This is a genomic window from Pseudomonas sp. GOM7 (assembly GCF_026723825.1).
Lineage (GTDB): Bacteria > Pseudomonadota > Gammaproteobacteria > Pseudomonadales > Pseudomonadaceae > Aquipseudomonas.
Genome location: NZ_CP113519.1, coordinates 752,592 through 773,210, shown reverse-complemented (window position 1 = coordinate 773,210; position 20,619 = coordinate 752,592). Strand labels below are relative to the sequence as shown.

The window sequence follows — 20,619 nt, the reverse complement described above, 5'->3', positions numbered from 1 at the left end:
CCTCAATTCTTCAGGTAGCCGTGTTCGGCGAGAAAGCTTTCGGTGAGGCCCGAGGCCTTGGGTTCTGCGGCCTTGTCACCGAGCAGCAGGCGCTCCAGGTAACGGGCCAGCAGGTCGACTTCGAGGTTGACCTTACGCCCGGCCTGGTAGTCGACCATGATGGTCTCGGCCAGGGTGTGCGGGACGATGGTCAGCTCGAACTCGGCGCCATCGACGGCGTTGACCGTGAGGCTGGTGCCGTCGACGGTGATCGAACCCTTGTGCGCGATGTACTTGGCCAGCTCACGCGGAGCGCGCACCTTGAATTGCACGGCGCGCGCATTGTCGGCACGCGAGACGATCTCGCCAACGCCGTCGACGTGGCCGCTGACCAGATGCCCGCCGAGGCGGCTGGTGGGCGTCAGGGCCTTTTCCAGGTTGACGGCGCTGCCGGGCTTGAGGTCGACGAAGGCGGTGCGCGCCAGGGTCTCGCGGCTGACGTCGGCCCAGAAGCCGTCGCCGGGCAGTTCCACAGCGGTCAGGCACACACCGTTGACGGCGATGCTGTCGCCGAGCTTGACGTCGCCCAGGTCGAGCTTGCCGGTGGCCACGTAGACACGCACGTCACCGCCCTTGGGGGTCATGGCGCGGATGTTGCCGATGGCTTCGATTATGCCGGTGAACATACGCCCTCCGGTTTCACGTTGAAGATGATGCGCAACAGCATGGATGAACTCCTGTTTTGGTCAAAAACAGGGCAACTGCCGATCGATAGGGATTTCGCGGACGCACAAGAAGCGCCCGAGGAGGGAATCCCGCTCTCTCTTTATCCGGACTATACCGTCGGCCCCGGAATCGCACCGGGTCTGCTTGACCTCGCCCGGCAGGAACCGTGGCGAGCGCTCGCGGGCTAGGTTCTGCGAACCATTACCGCCGGTGGGGAATCGCACCCCGCCCTGAGAACGTTGCGGCCAAGCGAATGGCCGCGTGGCGTTTTACCATATTTATCGCCACGCCGCATGCGCCAGACAGCGGCCGCTTGCGGCAATGTCGCGCATGCCTGTGTGATTGTCGGATCCCACCCTTCGCATGCATTCGCGATTCTGGCGGCCGTAGGGTGCGCTGTGCGCACCGGGGTTAAGCACCGACCTGCCAGGCCAGCGCCTATCCCATTCCCGCAAGGGGTATTTGCAGAGAACCGCAGCGGCAGCGGTGCGCATAGCGCACCCTACCTGGGCTTGGGCACCGCGGTGATCTGCCAGTCCTCGCCCACCGCGCGGATATCGAGGATCTGCAACTCCGGCGCCTCGGCCATGCGGTTGAGCGGCAGGTCGAGCAGCGGTCGGGCACTGGAACCGAGCAGCTTGGGCGCCATGAAGATACGGAACTCGTCCACCAGACCGGCACGGGCGAAGGCGCCGGCCAGGCGTGGCCCAGCCTCTACCAGCACCTCGTTGGCACCACGGCCAGCCAGCTCACGCAGCAGCTTATGCAGATCCACATGGCCATTGCTGCCGGGCACGGCCAGCAGCTCATGGCCTTCGGCCAGGTAGCGGTCGCGCGCTGCCGCTGCCGCGCAGGTGGCCACCAGCGTCGGGCCGGCCTGGAAAAAAGCCTTGCTCAGCGGCACGCGCAGGCGCCCGTCGAGCAACACCCGCAGCGGTGGGCGACGCTGCGCCAGGGCGGTCAGCTCGGCGCCAAGGCCCAGCTCATCCGGGCGCACGGTGAGCCGCGCATCATCGGCCAGCACCGTGTCGGCGCCGCTGAGCACCACGCTGGCCTGCGCGCGCAAGCGCTGCACCTCGGCCCGCGCCGCCGGGCCGGTGATCCACTGGCTCTCGCCGCTGGCCATGGCGGTGCGCCCATCCAGGCTCATGGCCAGCTTGACCCGCACGAAAGGCAAGCCCTGCTCCATGCGCTTGATGAAGCCGGCATTGAGAGCACGCGCCTCGCTTTCCAGCACGCCGCTGCTGACCTCGATACCCGCGCCCATCAGGCGCAGCAGGCCATTGCCGGCCACCTGCGGGTTGGGATCCTGCATGGCCGCGACCACCCGGCTGACGCCAGCAGCGATCAGGCCATCGGCACAGGGCGGGGTGCGTCCATGATGGCTGCAGGGCTCCAGGGTGACGTAGGCCGTGGCGCCGCGTGCCTTGTCGCCGGCCTGGCGCAGCGCATGCACCTCGGCATGCGGCTCGCCGGCGCGGGCATGCCAGCCTTCACCGACGATCTGCCCATCGCGCACGATGACGCAGCCGACACGCGGATTGGGATGGGTGGAATACAGACCTTTGCGCGCCAGCTTGAGAGCTCGCGCCATGTACAGGTGATCGTGTTCGCTCATCGGCTTTTCGACGGCTCGCGCGCCAGTCGCTCGATTTCTTCGCGGAACTCGTTGAGGTCCTGGAAACGCCGGTAGACCGAGGCGAAGCGGATATAGGCCACCTCGTCGAGCTTGCTCAGCTCGGTCATCACCAGCTCACCCAGCACCAGCGACTTCACCTCACGCTCGCCGGTGGCGCGCAGTTGTTGCTTGATACGGGCGATGGCCTCTTCCAGGCGCTCGACGCTCACCGGCCGCTTCTCCAGGGCGCGCTGCATTCCGGCACGCAGCTTCTCCTCGTCGAAGGGCTGACGGCTGCCGTCCTGCTTGATCAGGCGCGGCATGACCAGTTCGGCGGTCTCGAAGGTGGTGAAACGCTCGCCACAGGCCACGCATTCGCGGCGGCGGCGCACCTGATCGCCTTCTGCGACCAGGCGGGAATCGATGACTTTGGTGTCGTTGGCGGCGCAGAAGGGACAATGCATGGCAGGCGCGGACTGATTGGCGGCAAAGTCGCCATGGTAGCGCATAGCACGCCATTGAAAAATGTAAGGAGCCTTGAGATGGCCTGCTGAGCAGGCGCAAGACAAATTAAGCTATGCCCATACACGTCTAAAAAGCAGAACCTGCCATGAACCGATACCTGTCCTTCCTGCCACTGGCGTTGAGCGGCCTGCTCGCCGCTTGCGCCAATGAACCCACTGCTACTCCACCATCCCCCACGCCAGCTCCGACAGAGACCGAAGTCAGCACGCCTGCCATCCAGGGCCCTGGCCTGCGCGGCGAACTGCTCGGCGTTGCCGCCGGTGCCAATGTCGACCTGGCGCTATTGGGCGTGGACATGCGCGGCCGGCCGCGCGCCCTGCTCGGTCAGGTGCATCTGCGTGGCAACGGCGAAGCGCTGCCGTTTCATCTGCCACTGAGCAGCCAGCAGGCACCCCAGAATCTGCGCCTGGAACTGCGCGGCCGCGTCAGTCAGTCCGGGCGCCTTGTACAACGTCTGCCGGCACGCACCATCGCCGAGCTGACCGACCAGGATCTCGGCGCCCTGCATCTGGTGCCGGCGCCATGAGACCACCCGCAGCGCTGCAGCAGGCGCTGAGCGAATTGCTCGGCGATGCCCGTCTGCTGGCCGAAAACCTGCCGGGCACCGATATCGCCCTGTGGCTGATCGACGCCAGCAATATGGATCGCGCCTTCAGCCCCGAAGAAACCCGGCGCATCCTCGAGGAACCACCCTACTGGTGCTTCTGCTGGGCCAGCGGCCTGGTGCTGGCGCGCTGGCTGGCCGAACGCCCCGAGTGGGTACGCGGCAAACGTGTGCTGGATTTCGGTGCCGGCAGTGGCGTCGCCGCCATCGCCGCGGCCAGGGCGGGAGCCACCGAGGTGGTGGCCTGCGACCTCGACCCGCTGGCCTTGGCCGCCTGCCGCGCCAATGCCGAGCTGAACGGGGTGACCCTGAGCTACTCGGCGGATTTCTTCGCCGAAGCCGATCGCTTCGACCTGATCCTGGTGGCCGATGTGCTCTACGACCGCGCCAACCTGCCGCTGCTGGATCACTTCCTCAGTCGCGGACGCGAGGCGCTGGTGGCCGATTCGCGGGTCAAGGACTTCCGCCACCCCTTGTATCAGCGTCTGGCGCTGCTCGACGGCTGCACCTGGCCCGATCTGGCCGAGCCAGCGGAATTTCGCGAGGTCAGCCTGTATCATGCGCGACGACCGACGTAGCCCAAAGGCAATCCGCGAAACAGCAACCGACCATCCCCGGATTGCATCGGCGCCCCTTGTTTCACGTGCCGCCTGCCCGCATTAATAATGCCATTGCCCAGCTTTTCGAGACCGACCATGAGCGAATCCCCCTACATCTTCGATATCTCCGGCGCCGCCAACTTCGAGCAGCTCGTCATCGAGAACTCCTTCCACAAGCCGGTGCTGGTGGACTTCTGGGCCGAGTGGTGCGCGCCGTGCAAGGCGCTGATGCCGATGCTGGCGAAGATCACCGAGGAATACGCCGGCGAGCTGCTGCTGGCCAAGGTCAACTGCGATATCGAGCAGGACATCGTCATGCGCTTCGGCATTCGCAGCCTGCCCACCGTGGTGCTGTTCAAGGACGGCCAGCCGGTGGACGGTTTCGCCGGAGCCCAGCCGGAGGCAGCGATCCGCGAGATGCTCAAGCCTCATGTCGCCGAGCCGGCCCCGGCTGCCGCCGACCCGATGGAGGCAGCTCAGGCGCTGTTCGCCGAAGGTCGCTTCGCCGAGACCGAAGCGCTGCTCAAACAGGTACTGAGCGAGGACAACGAGAATGGCGCGGCGCTGATTCTTTACGCTCGCTGCCTGGCCGAGCGCGGTGAGCTGGGCGAGGCCGAAGTGGTACTCGACGCCGTGAAGGGCGACGAACACAAGCAGGCGCTGGCCGGCGCCAAGGCGCAACTGACCTTCCTGCGCCAGGCCGCCGACCTGCCGGAAGTCGCCACCCTCAAAAGTCGCCTGGCGCAAGACGCCGGCGACGACGAGGCGGTCTACCAACTGGCCGTGCAGCAACTGGCGCGCCAGCAGTACGAGCCAGCACTGGACGCCTTGCTCAAGCTGTTCGTGCGCAACCGCAGCTACCAGGAAGGCCTGCCGCACAAGACCCTGCTGCAGGTCTTCGACCTGCTCGGCAACGACCACCCCCTGGTCACCGCCTACCGCCGCAAGCTGTATCAGGCGATCTATTAAGAGCAGCGGCAAGCTTCAAGCTGCAAGCAAAGCCAGGTGCTCTTTCTTGCCGCTTGAAGCTTATAGCTGCCCCTGCCAGTGATAGATCGGCGCATCCGCGCCGGTTTCCATGCGGATCTGCTCGCAATGGCGCAGGCGCACCAGCAGGCGCTTGCCGGCAGCCTCGCCGCCCGCGAGGGCGGCCAGTTGTGCCAGCAGCTTCGGGCCTTCGATCTGGCCGGCGTCGCGCACCAGTTGCAGCGCCGTCTGCCATAAGCCATCACCTGCAACTGCCGGCGTTGCCACGGTGGACGGCACGGGCTCCAAGGGAGCGCCTTGCAGTGCCTGCGCCAGTTGCGCCCAATCCTCGCGCTCCAGCTCCAGCGTCAGGTCGACGGGCCAGTCGCCTATGCGTCCGCGTATTCGCATCATCATCTCCTTCCGGGGTGGCGCGCATGCTCCCACGAGCTGAACGAAGCGCCAAGTCGCACTGGTCAGCCGCATAATAAAGTTGTTATAACGTAACGCCTCATTTCACCCTGCTACGGAGCCGTCCATGCGCCGCTTACTGCTCGCCCTCCCCTTCGCCCTGCTGCCCCTGGCTGTCGCCCAGGCTCATGACGACCACGACCATGAACACGGAAGCCTCGGCGCCCACGAGCATGGCGTGGCCAGCCTCAACGTGGCCCTCGACGGTCAGACCCTGGAACTGCAGGTCGACAGCCCGGCGATGAACTTCGTCGGCTTCGAGCATGCAGCCAAGAGCGATGCGGACAAGGCCAAGGTCGCCGCCGCCAAGGCCGAGCTGGAAAAACCCATCGAGCTGTTCGGCCTGGCTGCCGGTGCCTGCCAGGTGACCAAGCAGGAGCTGGAAAGCCCGCTGTTCGGCGGTCACGAGCACCATCACGACGATGACGCCGACGAACACGAACATGAGCACGCCGACGAGCACGAGCACGAGCACGAGCACGAGCATAGCGATATCGAAGCCAGCTATCAGCTCTCCTGCAAGCAGGTCGACGCCCTCGAGCAACTGGATCTGAGCGAGCTGTTCAAGCGCTTCCCCGCCACGCACAAGGTCAACGTGCAACTGATCGGCCGCAGTGGCCAGCAAGGTGCCGAACTCACCGCCGCGCAGCCGCGCCTGAGCTTCTGATACCCTGCCCGGGCCAGCCATGCGCGGGCCTGGATCCTGTCGGCGACCCTGTACCGGATGACGCCCGTGCATCGCACGGGCGCAGTCTGTCAGCCGCATGCAGCACCACCCAAGACGCCCAACGAGTGTGCCATGAGTTCAGCCCTGATCGAACTGTCCGACCTCGGTTTCGCCTGGCCTGGCCAGCCCGAGTTGCTCGACATCCCCAGCTTCACCCTCGCACGCGGTGAAACCCTGTTCCTCAAAGGCCCGAGTGGTAGCGGCAAGACCACCCTGCTGGGCCTGCTCGGCGGTGTGCAGAAGGCCCAGCGCGGCCATATCCGCCTGCTCGGTCAGGACCTGGCGGCGCTTTCGGCCAGCGCCCGCGATCGCTTTCGCGTCGACCACACCGGCTACATCTTCCAGCAGTTCAACCTGCTGCCCTTTCTCTCCGTGCGTGAGAACGTCGAGCTGCCCTGCCGCTTCTCGAGCCTGCGTGCGCAACGTGCGGTACAGCGCCATGGCAGCGTCGATGCGGCCGCCGCCGGCCTGCTCGAACACCTGGGCCTGCGTGCCGACTTGCTCGAACGCCGCGCCGACAGCCTGTCCATCGGTCAGCAGCAACGGGTCGCCGCCGCCCGCGCGCTGATCGGCCAGCCGGAACTGGTGATCGCTGACGAGCCCACCTCGGCGCTGGACGCCGATGCCCGCGAGGCCTTTCTGCAACTGCTGTTCGCCGAATGCCGCGGCGCCGGCGCCAGCCTGCTGTTCGTCAGCCACGATCAGAGCCTGGCTCCCCTGTTCGACCGCAGCCTGTCGCTGGCCGAACTCAACCGCGCCGCCAAGCCTGTCGAGGTCTGAGATGCACCTTCTGCGTATCGCCCTGGCCAGCCTGGCCAATCGCCGTTTCACTGCCCTGCTCACGGTGTTCGCCATCGCCCTGTCGGTCTGCCTGCTGCTGGCCGTCGAGCGCGTGCGCACCGAGGCACGCGCCAGCTTCGCCAATACCATCAGCGGTACCGACCTGATCGTCGGCGCCCGTTCCGGCAGCGTGAACCTGTTGTTGTATTCGGTGTTCCGCATCGGCAATGCCACCAACAATATCCGCTGGGACAGCTTCGAGCATTTCGCCAACCATCGTCAGGTGAAATGGGCCATCCCCATTTCCCTCGGTGACTCGCACCGTGGCTATCGGGTGATGGGCACCAGCACCGCCTACTTCGAGCACTATCGCTACGCCCGCACGCAACCGCTGAAGCTGGCCCAGGGCCGACCGTTCGCCGACGACCCATTCGAGGTGGTACTCGGTGCCGAGGTGGCCAGTGCGCTGGGTTACGGCCTGGGGCAGAAGATCGTCCTGGCCCACGGCGTGTCCACCATCAGCCTGGTGCAGCACGACGACAAGCCGTTCACCGTGGTCGGCATTCTCGAACGCACTGGCACGCCGGTGGATCGCACCCTGCACATTTCCCTCGCGGGCATGGAGGCGCTGCACATCGACTGGCAGAACGGCATGCCGGCCCGTGGCGATGCGCGGATCAGCGCCGACCAGGCCCGTGCCATGGATCTGCAGCCCAAGCAGATCACCGCTTTCATGCTGGGCCTGAAGAGCAAGATCGCCACCTTCAGCCTGCAGCGCGAGATCAACGAATTCCGTGGCGAGCCGCTGCTGGCGATCCTCCCTGGCGTGGCGCTGCAGGAGCTGTGGAGCCTGATGGGCACGGCCGAGCAGGCGCTGTTCGTGGTGTCGTTGTTCGTCGTGCTGACCGGCCTGATCGGCATGCTCACGGCCATTCTCACCAGCCTCAACGAACGCCGCCGAGAAATGGCCATCCTGCGTTCGGTGGGCGCGCGCCCCTGGCATATCGCCAGCCTGCTGGTACTGGAAGCCTTCGCCCTGGCCCTGGCCGGAATGGCCTTCGGCCTGGCACTGCTGTACCTGGGCATCGCCGGGGCGCAGGGCTACGTGCAGGCCAATTACGGTCTCTACCTGGCGCTGAGCGCGCCGTCGAGCTACGAGTGGAGGCTACTCGGCGGCATCCTGCTGGCAGCGTTGCTGATGGGCAGCGTGCCGGCCTGGCGCGCCTACCGGCAGTCGCTGGCCGACGGTTTGTCGATCCGTCTGTAAGGTAAGGAAGGAGCGCCTCGCGTAAACTGCGCGGGCGCTCCTGCTACGAGGTATTTCATGTCCCGCCGCCTGCTCGCCACCCTGTTGCTGACGCTGTGCCTGCCGTTGTCCGCCGCCGAGGTGCGTGAGCTCAACTGGTCCGATCTGATTCCGCCCGATGCCCCACCACAGAAGGTCGACCCAACGCCCATCCACGACCTCTCGCAACTGGCCGACACCCTGTCCGAGGCCGGCCCGGCCGCCGCCCAGCAGTCGCCCGCCGCGCCGGTGGTCAAGGCGCTCGATGGCCAGCACATCAAGCTGCCTGGCTATATCGTGCCGCTGGATGTGACCGACGAAGGTCGCGTCACCGAGTTCCTCCTGGTGCCCTATTTCGGCGCCTGCATCCACGTACCACCGCCACCATCCAACCAGATCGTGCATGTCACCAGCGAGCTGGGGGTGATGCTCGATGCGCTGTACCAACCCTTCTGGGTCGAAGGCCTGGTGAAGGTGGAACACATGAGCAGCGAACTGGCCGAGGTCGGCTACCAGATGGAAGCGGACAAGATCTACGTCTACGAGTTACCCGATAGCTGAAAGCCCGACAGTGACTGACAAAACGTCGCATCTGCCCACGCTCATCTATTGAGCCAGGTCAAAAAGCGAATCGTTGCGTGGCTTAGCATTGAACCCAGCCAAGACACTCGACTCGACTGGAGTTCGCTATGTACAAGTCACTGTTCACCGCCTCACTGCTCGCCCTCGCCATTGCTGCTCCCGTAGCTCAGGCTCACCAAGCCGGCGACATCCTCATCCGTGCCGGCGCCATCACCGTCAACCCGGACGCCGACTCCTCCAGCGTCAAGGTCGACCGCGGCGGCCTGGCCGGCACCAACCTGGGCGGCAAGGCGACCCTGAGCAATGACACCCAGCTCGGTCTGAACTTCGCCTACATGGTCACCGACCACCTGGGCGTCGAACTGCTGGCCGCCACGCCGTTCGAGCATGACGTGAAGATCAAGGGCACCATCCTCGATGCCGCCAACGGCAAGCTGGGTACCCTCAAGCACCTGCCGCCAACCCTGAGCCTGGTGTACTACCCGCTCGATGCCAAGTCGGCCTTCCAGCCGTATCTGGGCGCAGGCATCAACTACACCTGGATCTTCGACGAGCACGTCGGCAGCGAGGCAACCGCCAACGGCTTCGACAACTTCCGCGCCAAGAACTCCTGGGGTCTGGCCTGGCAGGTCGGCGCCGACTACATGCTGACCGACAACCTGCTGATCAACGCCCAGGTGCGCTACATCGACATCGACACCACCGCCTATGTCGACAACACCGCTCTCGGCGTGCGCGCCAAGGTGGACGTGGATGTCGATCCGTACGTCTATATGGTTGGCCTGGGCTACAAGTTCTAAGCCCTCTGCAAACGAAAGAAGCCGGCATCAGCCGGCTTCTTGCATTCTGGGCGCGTGCCCGAAGTCACATACCGAGCAAGCGCGCCAGGCCTTCACGCAGCGGCGTTTGCGCAGGCAGTCGATATTGCGTGCTCAGCCGAGCGATATCGGCACGCGAATGGCGGATGTCGCCCGCACGCGGCGCCAGGTGGCTCACCGGCGGCAAGCCTCCGCACAATGCACCGATCTCGGCCAGCAACTGGTTGAGACTGACCGCCTGGCTCCAGCCGACGTTCACCGGTAGCGGCTCGATGCGCGCATCGGTCAGCGCCTGCAACAACAGCGCTACCAGGTCACCGATGTAGAAGAAATCACGGGTCTGCTCGCCATCGCCGAACACGCTGATCGGCAGCCCCTGCTGAGCGCGCTGGGTGAAGATGCTGATGACGCCGGAATAGGGCGAGGAAGGATCCTGGCGTGGCCCGAAGATATTGAAGAAACGAAAGATCGCCGGTTCCAGGCCATGCTGGCGGCGATAGAAGTCCAGGTAGTGCTCGCTGGCCAGCTTGTCCGAAGCGTAGGGCGTCAAGGGCGCCTTGGCGGTCTCTTCATCGATGGCCACCCCTTCACCATTGTTGCCATACACCGCCGCGCTGGAGGCGAACAGCACACGCCGCACCCCCTGCTGACGCATGGCCTCGCAGACGTTCAGGGTGCCGATGAAGTTGCTCTGGTGCGTGGCCACCGGGTCGTCCACCGACGCCTGCACCGAAGCCACGGCAGCCAGGTGCGCCACCGCGCTGCAACCGGCCAGCGCCTCGCCCACCTGACGGGCATCGGCCACGTCGCCTTCGATGAAGCGCAAGCGCGGGTTGCCCAACGGCAGGTTATCGCGCTTGCCCATGGACAGGTTGTCCAGCACGCGCACGTCATGACCTGCTGCCAGCAGGGCGTCGACCAGGTGCGAGCCGATGAAGCCGGCACCGCCGGTTACGAGAATTTCAGCCATGACGGTAGTAACGATCCAGCAAGGTCGGCAAACCGGCACGCCAGGCGCGCGGCTTGATGCCGAAAGTATGGAAAATCTTCTTGCACGCCAGCACCGCGTGCTGCGGTTCGTCGGCGGCATCCGGGCGGGCGGCATGCGCCTGTGGCGTCACCTCCTCGACCAGATTGCTGCGGTAATGCCGCGCCTCGCTCAGCACCGCCTGGCCCAGGCTCAGCGCCGTGCTCGCCTCGTGCCCACCGTAGTGGTAGGTGCCCCATAGTGGGGATTCGCAGTCGAGCTGCTTGAGCACCGCCAGGGTGACCCGCGCTGCGTCGTCCACCGGGGTCGGATTGCCACGGCGGTCATCGGCCAGGCAGAGCATCTCGTCACGCTCGGCGCGCTGCAGGAAACGCCCGAGTCGGCCATCGCGGCTGTCGTCGAGCAGCCAGCCGAAGCGCAGCAGCACATGCCGCGGACAGATCGCCCGTACGCTCTGCTCCAGACGCCACATGGCCTGACCACGCTGCCCCAGAGGCAGCGGCTCTTCCTTCTCACCGTAGGCGGTGATCCGCGAGCCGTCGAACACCCGATAGCTGGAGGGCTGCAGCAACATGATGCCATGGTGCTGACACAGCTCGGCCAGGCGCTCCACGGCCAGTTCCTGGGTCTGCAGGCGCACCTCGGCCACCGACTCGGCCTGGAACCAGTCGAAGTAATAGGCCAGATTGACCAGTGCATCCGGGCGGGTATCGTCGAGCAGCTCGGTGAGGTTGGTGGCGTTCCAGCCACCTTCCGGCGGGCGTGGCGCCAGGAAGCCGATGTCTTCCTCGGCACCGAGACGGATCAGCGCTTGCCCCAGGGCACTACCGCCGCCCAGCAGCATCAGGCGCATACGCATGGTGGTTGGGGTGACTCCAGAATTGTTCTGCCGGCCGGTATGGCGGCGATGATGATCGATATTTTGCTGGTTTTACCCGGTGTCGTCACCCTGCAATCGCGGGTTGCAATGGATCCTCGACACGTTCACTGGCCTGGTCGAAGGCCTGCTGCGCGCGGGTGATCTCGCTGACGTTGCGCTCCACCCAGTGGTCGATGGCGCGGATCGGCTCGCTGAGCGAATGCCCCAGCGGCGTCAGCGAGTATTCCACCCGTGGCGGCACTTCAGCGTAGGCCTGACGAGCGACCAGGCCGAAACGCTCGAGCCGGCGAAGCGTCTGGATCAGCATCTTTTCCGAAATACCCTCGACACGCCGGCGCAACTCGGCAGTGCGCAAGGTGCCACCGTGCGCCAGGGCATGAATCAGCAGCAGCGACCACTTGTCGGCGATCACCGCGAGAATATGGCGGGCAGGGCAAGCCCCACTGAATACATTGCCGAGGCGAACGGCATCGGGCATCGAAGCGACTCCAATACTTACCCAAAGGTGGGTACTTGTCGAAATGAAAGCAAAGAGTAAGCTCTTTCGCGTCCATTCTCCACCCACGCACTCAAGGAATTTCGCATGAAGCTGTACTACAAAGCCGGCGCCTGCTCGCTTTCGCCGCATATCGCCCTGCGCGAAGCGGGTATCGAATTCGAGATGGAAGCCGTCGACCTGCAGACCAAGCGCACCGCCTCGGGCGCCGACTTCACCCAGATCAATGGCAAGGGCTATATCCCCGCCCTGGTACTGGACAACGGCAAGGTGCTGACCGAAGGCGCGGCCATCGTGCAATACATCGCCGACCTCAAACCCGAGAGTGGCCTCGCCCCGGCCAATGGCAGCGAAGCCCGTTACGAATTGCAGAGCTGGCTGAGCTTCATCTCCAGCGAACTGCACAAACCGCTTGGCAGCATGTTCAACCCGGCGCAGAGCGAGGACTGGAGGGCCGCGGCGCAGGCCCTGCTGAGCAAGCGCCTGGACTGGCTGGTCGGCGAACTCGGTGAGCGCGAATTCCTGCTTGGTGATCGCTTCAGCGTGGCCGACGGCTACCTGTTCACCGTGCTGGGCTGGACCGGCATGCTCGGTTTCTCCCTCGACCCATGGCCGAGTTTGCAGGCCTACCGAGCCCGTATCGGCGCCCGCCCAAAGGTGATCGAAGCGCTGAAGGCCGAAGGCCTGATCTGAAGCCAGAAAGAAAAACCCCGAGACAAGCTCGGGGTTTTTCTATCGGCTCGATAGCGCGTCAGAACGGAATATCGTCGTCGAAGCTATCGTAGTCCGGAGCCGGCTGCGATTGCTGCGGCGCCGGACGTTCCTGACGCGGAGTCGACTGCTGCGGCTCACGCTGCTGCGGCGCCGGGCGCGATTGACGCGGGGCACCGCCTTCATCACCACCCGGACGACCACCGAGCAACTGCATCTGGCCGTTGATGTCCACCACGATCTCGGTGGTGTAACGATCCTGACCATCCTGCCCCTGCCACTTGCGGGTGCGCAGGCTGCCTTCGACATACACCTGCGAGCCCTTGCGCAGGTACTCACCGGCGATTTCCGCCAGACGCCCGAAGAACACCACGCGGTGCCACTCGGTACGCTCCTGCTGCTGGCCGGTCTGCTTGTCCTTCCAGCTCTCGGAGGTGGCCAGGGTGATGTTGGTCACGGCGTTGCCGTTGGGCATGTAGCGGGTTTCCGGGTCGCCGCCGACGTTGCCGATCAGAATGACTTTGTTAACCCCACGGGCCATAACGTTCTCCTAGGCGTGGCACGCCGTCGGCGCAGAGGAAATCATGCGCTCCAACGACGTGCGATCCACTTGTTGGGTGTCCACTTTGATATAAATGGCCGCTTCATCGACCACCACCACGGCGTCCGCCACTCCCGGCGTCGCCTTGAGGCGTTCGACCAGTCCGGCATCGGCCAGTGCCGCAGCATCGAGCGGCAGACGCAGGCTGGTGACATACGGCGGTTCACGCATAGTAACAGCAATGGCCAGCCAAATCGCACAGAGCAGGGCGCAGCCGATGAACACACCGCTCAGACCGACATGCTGGTAGAGCCAGCCGCCGAGAATGCCACCCAGGGCCGCACCGAGGAACTGGCTGGTGGAGTAGACCCCCATCGCCGTGCCCTTGCCGCCGGCCGGCGCCACCTTGCTCACCAGCGACGGCAGCGAGGCCTCCAGCAGGTTGAACGCGGTGAAGAACACCACGATGCCCACCACCAGCATCCGCAGGCTGTGACCCAGCACGGCGAAATACAGTTCGCAGACCAGCAGCACCGTCACCGCGCCGAGCAGCACGCGCTTCATCTGCCGCTTCTTCTCGCCATAGATGATGAACGGCACCATACCGAAGAAGCCGATCAGCAGCGCGGTGAGGTACACCCACCAGTGCTGCTCCTTGGGCAGCCCGCCCTGCTCCACCAGCGCCAGCGGCAAGGCCACGAAGCTGGCCATGAGCACGGCGTGCAGGGCCAGGATGGCGAAATCCAGGCGCAACAGGTCGGTGTGCTTCAAGGTCGGCCACAACGCCTGGGCCGCCACGCCGGACTCGCGATGCTGCAACGGCCCGGCACTTTTCGGCACGATGCCGGCGACGATGACGATGCCCAGCAGTGCCATGCCCGCCGTGGCCCAGAACAGCCCGGCCAGGCCGAAGGCGCGGGTCAGCAGCGGGCCGACCACCATGGCCACGGCGAACGACAGGCCGATGCTCATGCCGATCATGGCCATGGCCTTGGTGCGATGCTGTTCGCGAGTCAGGTCTGACAACAGCGCCATCACCGCCGCCGAGATGGCCCCGGCGCCCTGCAACACCCGCCCGGCAATCACACCCCAGATCGAGTCGGCATTGGCCGCCAGCACGCTACCGGCGACGAAGATCAGCAGGCCGGCATAGATCACCGGCCGTCGGCCGATACGATCGCTGATGATGCCGAAGGGAATCTGCAGCACGGCCTGGGTCAGACCGTAGGCACCGATGGCCAGGCCAATCAGTGCGGGAGTGCTTCCGGCCAGATCCATGCCGTAAGTAGCCAGCACTGGCAGCACCATGAACATGCCCAGCATGCGGAAGGCGAACACCAGGGCCAAGCCGCCGGCAGCGCGAGTCTCGCTGCCACTCATGCGGTCGCTATGGGAATCGTGCATGAAAAATGCCCCATGAAAAACAGCCGGCGATTCTAGCAGCCCTCACAGCGCCGATACAGGCACTCACTTTGCCGCAGGGTGCCGCCTGCCCCTATACTCGACCGTTTTCCGCTCGCCAAAGGTGGCCAGCACCAGGCCACTCGTCAGCGCTGATGAATGCACCTGCAACCGGCGCGCTGATGGCAACGCAGACAGCTTTTAGAGGTTTTCCAGTGGACAAGATCCTGATTCGTGGCGCCCGCACCCATAACCTCAAGAACATCGACCTGACCCTGCCACGCGACAAGCTGATCGTGATTACCGGCCTGTCCGGTTCCGGCAAGTCGTCGCTGGCCTTCGACACGCTCTACGCCGAGGGCCAGCGCCGTTACGTCGAGTCGCTGTCGGCCTATGCCCGGCAGTTCCTGTCGATGATGGAAAAGCCCGACGTCGATACCATCGAGGGTCTTTCCCCGGCCATTTCCATCGAGCAGAAGTCCACATCGCACAACCCGCGCTCCACCGTCGGCACCATCACCGAGATCTACGACTACCTGCGTCTACTCTACGCCCGCGTCGGCACGCCGCGCTGCCCGGATCACGACGTACCGCTGGAGGCACAGACCGTCAGCCAGATGGTCGACCAGGTGCTGGCCCTGCCGGAAGGGCGCAAGCTGATGTTGCTCGCCCCGGCGGTGCGCGAACGCAAGGGCGAGCACCTGTCGGTGTTCGAGGAGCTGCGCGCGCAGGGTTTCGTCCGTGCCCGGGTCAACGGCAAGCTGCATGAGCTGGACGAGTTGCCCAAGCTGGACAAACAGAAGAAGCACAGCATCGACGTGGTGGTAGATCGCTTCAAGGTGCGTGAAGACCTGCAGCAGCGCCTGGCCGAATCCTTCGAGACCGCCCTCGGCCTGGCCGACGGCATCGCCCTGATCGCCCCCATGGATGATGAGGAAGGCGAAGAGATCATCTTCTCCGCGCGCTTCGCCTGCCCTCACTGCGGCCATTCGATCAGCGAGCTGGAACCCAAGCTGTTCTCCTTCAACAACCCGGCCGGCGCCTGCCCCACCTGCGACGGCCTGGGAGTGAAGCAGTTCTTCGACGCCAAGCGCCTGGTCAATGGCGAGCTGACCCTGGCCGAAGGCGCCATTCGCGGCTGGGACAGGCGCAACGTCTACTACTTCCAGATGCTCGGCTCGCTCTCGAACCACTACGGTTTCAGTCTGGAAGAGCCCTTCGACGAGCTGGCCGCCGAGCATCAGAAGGTGATCCTGTTCGGCAGCGGCACGCAGAGCGTGGACTTCAAGTACCTCAACGACCGCGGCGATATCGTCAAACGCTCGCACCCCTTCGAGGGCATCATCCCCAACCTCGAACGGCGTTATCGCGAGACCGAGTCGAACAGCGTGCGCGAGGAACTGGCCAAGTTCCTCAGTACCCAACCCTGCCCCGACTGCCGTGGCACGCGCCTGCGCCGCGAGGCGCGGCACGTGTGGGTCGGCGAGAAGACCCTGCCGGCGGTCACCGGCCTGCCGGTGGGCGATGCCTGCGATTACTTCGGCGAACTGCATCTGAGCGGCCGTCGTGGCGAGATCGCCGAGAAGATCCTCAAGGAAATCCGCGAGCGCTTGCAGTTTCTGGTCAACGTCGGCCTCGACTACCTGACCCTGGATCGCAGCGCCGATACCCTGTCCGGCGGCGAGGCCCAGCGCATCCGCCTGGCCAGCCAGATCGGCGCTGGCCTGGTGGGCGTCATGTACATCCTAGACGAGCCGTCCATCGGCCTGCACCAGCGCGATAACGAACGCCTGCTGGCCACCCTCACCCACCTGCGCAACCTGGGCAACACGGTGATCGTGGTGGAGCACGACGAGGACGCCATCCGCCTGGCCGACTACGTGGTGGACATCGGCCCCGGCGCCGGCGTGCATGGCGGGCAGATCGTCTCGCAGGGCACACCCGACCAGGTGATGGCCGACCCGCAGTCGCTGACCGGCAGCTACCTGTCCGGGCGCAAGAAGATCCTTTACCCGGCCACCCGCACCCCGCGCGACAAGAAGAAGTTGCTCAAGCTCAAGGGGGCGCGCGGCAACAACCTGCGCAAGGTCGATCTGGAGATCCCGGTCGGCCTGCTCACCTGCGTCACCGGCGTGTCCGGCTCGGGCAAGTCGACGCTGATCAACAACACCCTGTTCCCCATCACCGCCACCGCGCTGAACGGCGCCACCAGCCTGGAGGCCGCGCCCTACGACTCGTTCGACGGCCTGCAACACCTGGACAAGGTGGTGGACATCGACCAGAGCCCGATCGGCCGCACACCGCGCTCCAACCCGGCCACCTACACCGGCCTGTTCACCCCGATCCGCGAACTGTTCGCCGGCGTGCCGGAGTCGCGCTCGCGCGGTTACGGGCCGGGGCGCTTCTCCTTCAACGTCAAGGGCGGGCGCTGCGAGGCGTGCCAGGGCGACGGCGTGATCAAGGTGGAGATGCACTTCTTGCCGGACATCTACGTGCCCTGCGACGTGTGCAAGGGCAAGCGCTACAACCGTGAAACCCTGGAAGTGAAATACAAGGGCAAGAGCATCACCGAAGTGCTGGACATGACCATCGAGGATGCCCGCGCCTTCTTCGACGCCGTGCCGGCCATCGCCCGCAAGTTGCAGACGTTGATGGACGTCGGCCTGTCCTATATCAAGCTGGGGCAGAGCGCGACCACCCTGTCCGGCGGCGAGGCGCAGCGGGTCAAGCTGAGCCGCGAGCTGAGCAAGCGCGACACCGGCAAGACCCTGTACATCCTCGACGAACCCACCACCGGCCTACACTTCGCCGATATCCAGCAACTGCTCGATGTGCTGCACCGCCTGCGCGACCACGGCAACACCGTGGTGGTGATCGAGCACAACCTGGACGTGATCAAGACCGCCGACTGGCTGGTGGATCTCGGCCCGGAGGGCGGCTCCAAGGGCGGCATGATCATCGCCACCGGCACACCGGAAGAAGTGGCGGCCAATCCGGCTTCGCATACCGGCCACTTCCTCAAGCCGTTGCTGGAACGAGATAGCGGCAAGCGGCAAGCTTCAAGCGGCAAGTAAGAGCAAAAACAAAAAGCCAGAGCATCAGCTCTGGCTTTTTCTTGCAGCTTGCGGCTTGAAGCTCACATCTGACTTTGCAGGTACTTCTCCAGCCCCAGCTTGTCGATCAGTTGCAGTTGGATCTCCAGCCAGTAGGCATGGTCTTCCTCGGTGTCCTTGAGCTGAGCCAGGAGGATGTCGCGGGTCTGGTAATCCTGGTGTTTCTCGCACAGTTCGATGCCCTTGCTCAGGGCCGCACGCACTTCGTACTCCAGGGCCAGATCCAGCTTCAGCGCTTCGGGTACGGTCTGGCCGAACTTGAAGGGGCTCGGCACCATGTCCGGCACGCCTTCGAGAAAGAGAATCCGCTTGAGCAGCGCATCGGCGTGCTGGGTTTCCTCTTCCATCTCGTGATTGATGCGCTCGTAGAGCTTGTCAAAGCCCCAGTCCTCGTACAGCCGCGAGTGGATGAAATACTGGTCGCGCGCGGCCAGTTCACCCTTGAGCAGGTGCTTGAGGTAGTCGATGACTTCGATATGGCCTTTCATGCCGGCAATCCTTGTTGCATTCGAGTGGGCAATGCTCCGCTTGACGGCGCTCATGGTCAAGCAAAAGCACAACGCCTCCACGAGGGAGGCGTTGTGTTTTGCTGACGCACTGCGGTGCGTCATTCAGACTCAGGCCAGGTCGAAGCGATCCAGGTTCATTACCTTGGTCCAGGCAGCGACGAAGTCCTTGACCAGCTTCTCCTTGCCGTCGGCACTGGCGTACACCTCGGCGTAAGCACGCAGTATCGAGTTGGAGCCGAACACCAGATCATTGCGGGTCGCCGTGTATTTAACCGCACCGGTCTTGCGCTCACGCCCCTCGAACACTTCGCTGGAGCTGTCCACGGCCTTCCACTCGGTGCCCATGTCCAGCAGGTTGACGAAGAAGTCGTTGCTCAGTACGCCGACCTTGTCGGTGAATACACCATGCTGGCCACCGTCATGGTTGGCACCCAGTACACGCAGGCCACCGACCAGGGCGGTCAGCTCCGGCGCGGTCAGGGTCAGCATCTGCGCCTTGTCCACCAGCATGGCCTCGGTGGGCACACCCAGGTTGCCCTTGCTGTAGTTGCGGAAGCCATCGGCAACCGGCTCCAGCACATCGAAGGACTCCACATCGGTCTGATCCTGGCGCGCATCGACACGGCCCGGTGCGAAGGGTACGTCCACAGCCACGCCAGCGGCCTGGGCGGCCAGCTCGACACCGACGTTACCGGCCAGCACGATCACATCGGCCAGCGAAGCCTTGCCGGAGGCCTGCTGGATCTCAACCAGCTTCGGCAGCACCTGAATTGCCCGCTGGTTCACGGCCCAGTCCTTCTGCGGCGTCAGTGCCAGGCGCGCACCATTGGCACCACCACGCTTGTCGCCACCACGGAAGGTGGAAGCCGAAGCCCAGGCCACGGACACCAGATCGCCCACCGACAGCCCGGATGCAGCGATCTTCGCCTTCAGCTCGGCGATATCGGCAGCGCTCGGGTTGTGCACGGCAGCCGGCAGCGGGTCTTGCCAGATCAGATCCTCTTTCGGCACTTCCGGGCCCAAGTAACGCGCTTTCGGCCCCATGTCACGGTGGGTCAGCTTGAACCAGGCGCGGGCGAAGGCATCGGCGAAGGACTGCGGATCCTCGTAGAAGCGCTTGGAGATCTTGCCGAACTCCGGATCGAAACGCAGGCTCAGATCGGTGGTGAGCATGGTCGGCTTGTGGAATTTACCCGGCACATGGGCATCGGGAATGATTTCCGGTGCATCCTTGGCCACCCACTGCTTGGCGCCTGCGGGGGAATGGGTCAGCTCCCACTCGAACTTGAACAGGTTCTCGAAGAAGTTGTTGCTCCATAGCGCCGGCGTCTTCGTCCAGGTCACCTCCAGGCCGCTGGAAACGGTGTCCTTGCCATGGCCGCTACCGTAGTTGCTCATCCAGCCCAGGCCTTGCGCCTCAATGGGCGCAGCCTCCGGCTCCGGCCCCTTGTGCGACTCGGGCGCCGCGCCATGGCATTTGCCGAAGGTATGGCCGCCAGCGATCAGCGCAACGATCTCCTCGTCATTCATGGCCATGCGGTAGAAGGTGGCGCGAATGTCCTTGGCCGCCTCCATGTAGTCGCCGCTGGCATTAGGGCCTTCCGGATTCACATAGATCAGGCCCATGTGCGTGGCACCAAAAGGCTCGGCGAGTTCACGCTTTTCATCCACACGCTTGGGATCGACCCCCAGCCAGGCCTCTTCGGCCCCCCAGTTGACGTCCTGATCCGGTTCCCATACGTCCTCACGACCGCCGGCAAAACCGAAGGTACGGAAGCCCATGGTTTCCAGCGCGACGTTACCGGCGAGGATATACAGGTCAGCCCAGGAGATGGACTGGCCATATTTCTGCTTGATCGGCCACAGCAGGCGACGCGACTTGTCGATATTGACGTTGTCCGGCCAGGAGTTCAGCGGGGCAAAACGTTGCTGACCACGGCCACCGCCGCCCCGGCCGTCGGTGGTGCGATAGGTACCGGCGGAGTGCCAGGCCATACGGATGAACTGCGGGCCATAGTGACCGAAGTCCGCCGGCCACCAATCCTGGCTGTCGGTCATCAGCTTGACCAGATCGGCCTTGAGCGCCTTGTAGTCGAGTTTCTTGAAGGCTTCGGCGTAACTGAAGGTTTCGCCCAGCGGGTTGGAGCGGTCGGAATGCTGATTCAGCAGATCCACACGCAGTTGCTTCGGCCACCAATCCCTGTTGGACGTGCCGCCACCGGCGACGTGATTGAATGGACATTTACCTGGGTTCGACATGGTTCTCTCCTTCTCCTCATCGGGTCGACCCTTGGCCTGCA

General features: G+C 64.6%; 21 protein-coding genes and 1 riboswitch. Of the genes, 10 read left to right on the top strand and 11 right to left on the bottom strand.

Translation table 11 applies throughout. From position 1 onward, the window contains the following. Positions 1-2: 2 nt before the first annotated feature. From OU800_RS03535 to nrdR, 3 genes are all read right to left on the bottom strand, one after another. A complete protein-coding gene (locus OU800_RS03535; RefSeq protein WP_268181213.1) occupies positions 3-665 on the bottom strand; it encodes a riboflavin synthase in 663 nt (220 codons plus the stop codon). Between the two features lie 127 nt (positions 666-792). Beyond that, positions 793-947: riboswitch (FMN riboswitch) on the bottom strand. Positions 948-1,207: 260 nt separating this feature from the next. Beyond that, positions 1,208-2,323: a bifunctional diaminohydroxyphosphoribosylaminopyrimidine deaminase/5-amino-6-(5-phosphoribosylamino)uracil reductase RibD gene (gene ribD, locus OU800_RS03530; protein WP_268181211.1), complete on the bottom strand. Its 1,116-nt coding sequence runs from the start codon at positions 2,321-2,323 to the stop codon at positions 1,208-1,210. Next, positions 2,320-2,787 (bottom strand): transcriptional regulator NrdR, encoded by a 468-nt coding sequence (gene nrdR, locus OU800_RS03525; protein WP_003243991.1) that lies wholly within the window; start codon positions 2,785-2,787, stop codon positions 2,320-2,322. Before nrdR ends, ribD begins: the two co-directional genes overlap by 4 nt. A 146-nt stretch (positions 2,788-2,933) precedes the next feature. Between nrdR and OU800_RS03520 the strand changes: the two genes are divergently transcribed. The 3 genes from OU800_RS03520 to trxA all read left to right on the top strand — a co-directional run bounded on the left by OU800_RS03520 (position 2,934) and on the right by trxA (position 5,020). Further along, positions 2,934-3,374, top strand: a complete 441-nt coding sequence (locus OU800_RS03520; RefSeq protein ID WP_268181209.1) for a hypothetical protein — start codon at positions 2,934-2,936, stop codon at positions 3,372-3,374. Then, positions 3,371-4,030, top strand: a complete 660-nt coding sequence (locus OU800_RS03515; protein ID WP_268181207.1) for a class I SAM-dependent methyltransferase — start codon at positions 3,371-3,373, stop codon at positions 4,028-4,030. The genes OU800_RS03520 and OU800_RS03515 overlap by 4 nt, the downstream gene beginning before the upstream one ends. Positions 4,031-4,147: 117 nt before the next feature. Beyond that, positions 4,148-5,020, top strand: coding sequence for a thioredoxin (gene trxA / locus OU800_RS03510; RefSeq protein ID WP_268181205.1), 873 nt, complete (start codon positions 4,148-4,150; stop codon positions 5,018-5,020). A gap of 60 nt (positions 5,021-5,080) precedes the next feature. Here trxA and OU800_RS03505 read toward each other — a convergent pair whose 3' ends face one another. Further along, the gene (locus OU800_RS03505; protein ID WP_268181203.1) at positions 5,081-5,431 is read right to left on the bottom strand and encodes a hypothetical protein; all 351 of its coding nucleotides are present in this window, start codon (positions 5,429-5,431) and stop codon (positions 5,081-5,083) included. Between the two features lie 124 nt (positions 5,432-5,555). On the opposite strand from OU800_RS03505, the gene OU800_RS03500 reads away from it, so the two are divergent. The 5 genes from OU800_RS03500 to OU800_RS03480 all read left to right on the top strand — a co-directional run bounded on the left by OU800_RS03500 (position 5,556) and on the right by OU800_RS03480 (position 9,662). After that, entirely contained in the window at positions 5,556-6,155 is a 600-nt protein-coding gene (locus OU800_RS03500) for a DUF2796 domain-containing protein (RefSeq protein WP_268181201.1), read from the top strand. A gap of 132 nt (positions 6,156-6,287) precedes the next feature. Then, positions 6,288-6,995, top strand: a complete 708-nt coding sequence (locus OU800_RS03495; protein WP_268181200.1) for an ABC transporter ATP-binding protein — start codon at positions 6,288-6,290, stop codon at positions 6,993-6,995. A gap of 1 nt (position 6,996) precedes the next feature. Next, the gene (locus OU800_RS03490; RefSeq protein WP_268181198.1) at positions 6,997-8,262 is read left to right on the top strand and encodes an ABC transporter permease; all 1,266 of its coding nucleotides are present in this window, start codon (positions 6,997-6,999) and stop codon (positions 8,260-8,262) included. 57 nt (positions 8,263-8,319) lie between these two features. Next, the gene (locus tag OU800_RS03485) at positions 8,320-8,841 is read left to right on the top strand and encodes a DUF3299 domain-containing protein (RefSeq protein ID WP_268181196.1); all 522 of its coding nucleotides are present in this window, start codon (positions 8,320-8,322) and stop codon (positions 8,839-8,841) included. Between the two features lie 128 nt (positions 8,842-8,969). Next, entirely contained in the window at positions 8,970-9,662 is a 693-nt protein-coding gene (locus tag OU800_RS03480; protein ID WP_268181194.1) for an OmpW/AlkL family protein, read from the top strand. Between the two features lie 64 nt (positions 9,663-9,726). Here the strand turns inward: OU800_RS03480 and OU800_RS03475 are convergent, their stop codons facing one another. From OU800_RS03475 to OU800_RS03465, 3 genes are all read right to left on the bottom strand, one after another. Beyond that, positions 9,727-10,650, bottom strand: coding sequence for an NAD-dependent epimerase/dehydratase family protein (locus OU800_RS03475; RefSeq protein WP_268181192.1), 924 nt, complete (start codon positions 10,648-10,650; stop codon positions 9,727-9,729). After that, on the bottom strand, positions 10,643-11,527 hold the full coding sequence (locus OU800_RS03470; protein ID WP_268181190.1) for a sugar nucleotide-binding protein: 885 nt from the start codon (positions 11,525-11,527) through the stop codon (positions 10,643-10,645). The genes OU800_RS03475 and OU800_RS03470 overlap by 8 nt, the downstream gene beginning before the upstream one ends. An 85-nt stretch (positions 11,528-11,612) precedes the next feature. Beyond that, positions 11,613-12,026, bottom strand: coding sequence for a winged helix-turn-helix transcriptional regulator (locus OU800_RS03465; RefSeq protein WP_268181188.1), 414 nt, complete (start codon positions 12,024-12,026; stop codon positions 11,613-11,615). Positions 12,027-12,131: 105 nt separating this feature from the next. Between OU800_RS03465 and gstA the strand changes: the two genes are divergently transcribed. Continuing rightward, complete coding sequence (gene gstA / locus OU800_RS03460; RefSeq protein WP_268181187.1) at positions 12,132-12,737, top strand: glutathione transferase GstA; 606 nt, start codon at positions 12,132-12,134, stop codon at positions 12,735-12,737. A gap of 58 nt (positions 12,738-12,795) precedes the next feature. Here gstA and ssb read toward each other — a convergent pair whose 3' ends face one another. Both ssb and OU800_RS03450 read right to left on the bottom strand, forming a co-directional pair. Further along, positions 12,796-13,296, bottom strand: a complete 501-nt coding sequence (gene ssb / locus OU800_RS03455; RefSeq protein WP_268181186.1) for a single-stranded DNA-binding protein — start codon at positions 13,294-13,296, stop codon at positions 12,796-12,798. A 9-nt stretch (positions 13,297-13,305) separates the two neighbouring features. Beyond that, positions 13,306-14,700 (bottom strand): MFS transporter, encoded by a 1,395-nt coding sequence (locus OU800_RS03450; protein WP_268181185.1) that lies wholly within the window; start codon positions 14,698-14,700, stop codon positions 13,306-13,308. A gap of 212 nt (positions 14,701-14,912) precedes the next feature. On the opposite strand from OU800_RS03450, the gene uvrA reads away from it, so the two are divergent. Beyond that, entirely contained in the window at positions 14,913-17,771 is a 2,859-nt protein-coding gene (uvrA, locus tag OU800_RS03445; protein ID WP_268181184.1) for an excinuclease ABC subunit UvrA, read from the top strand. Between the two features lie 62 nt (positions 17,772-17,833). Here uvrA and bfr read toward each other — a convergent pair whose 3' ends face one another. Both bfr and katG read right to left on the bottom strand, forming a co-directional pair. After that, positions 17,834-18,298, bottom strand: a complete 465-nt coding sequence (gene bfr / locus OU800_RS03440; RefSeq protein WP_268181183.1) for a bacterioferritin — start codon at positions 18,296-18,298, stop codon at positions 17,834-17,836. Between the two features lie 129 nt (positions 18,299-18,427). Next, the gene (gene katG / locus OU800_RS03435) at positions 18,428-20,578 is read right to left on the bottom strand and encodes a catalase/peroxidase HPI (protein WP_268181181.1); all 2,151 of its coding nucleotides are present in this window, start codon (positions 20,576-20,578) and stop codon (positions 18,428-18,430) included. Between the last annotated feature and the right edge of the window lie 41 nt (positions 20,579-20,619).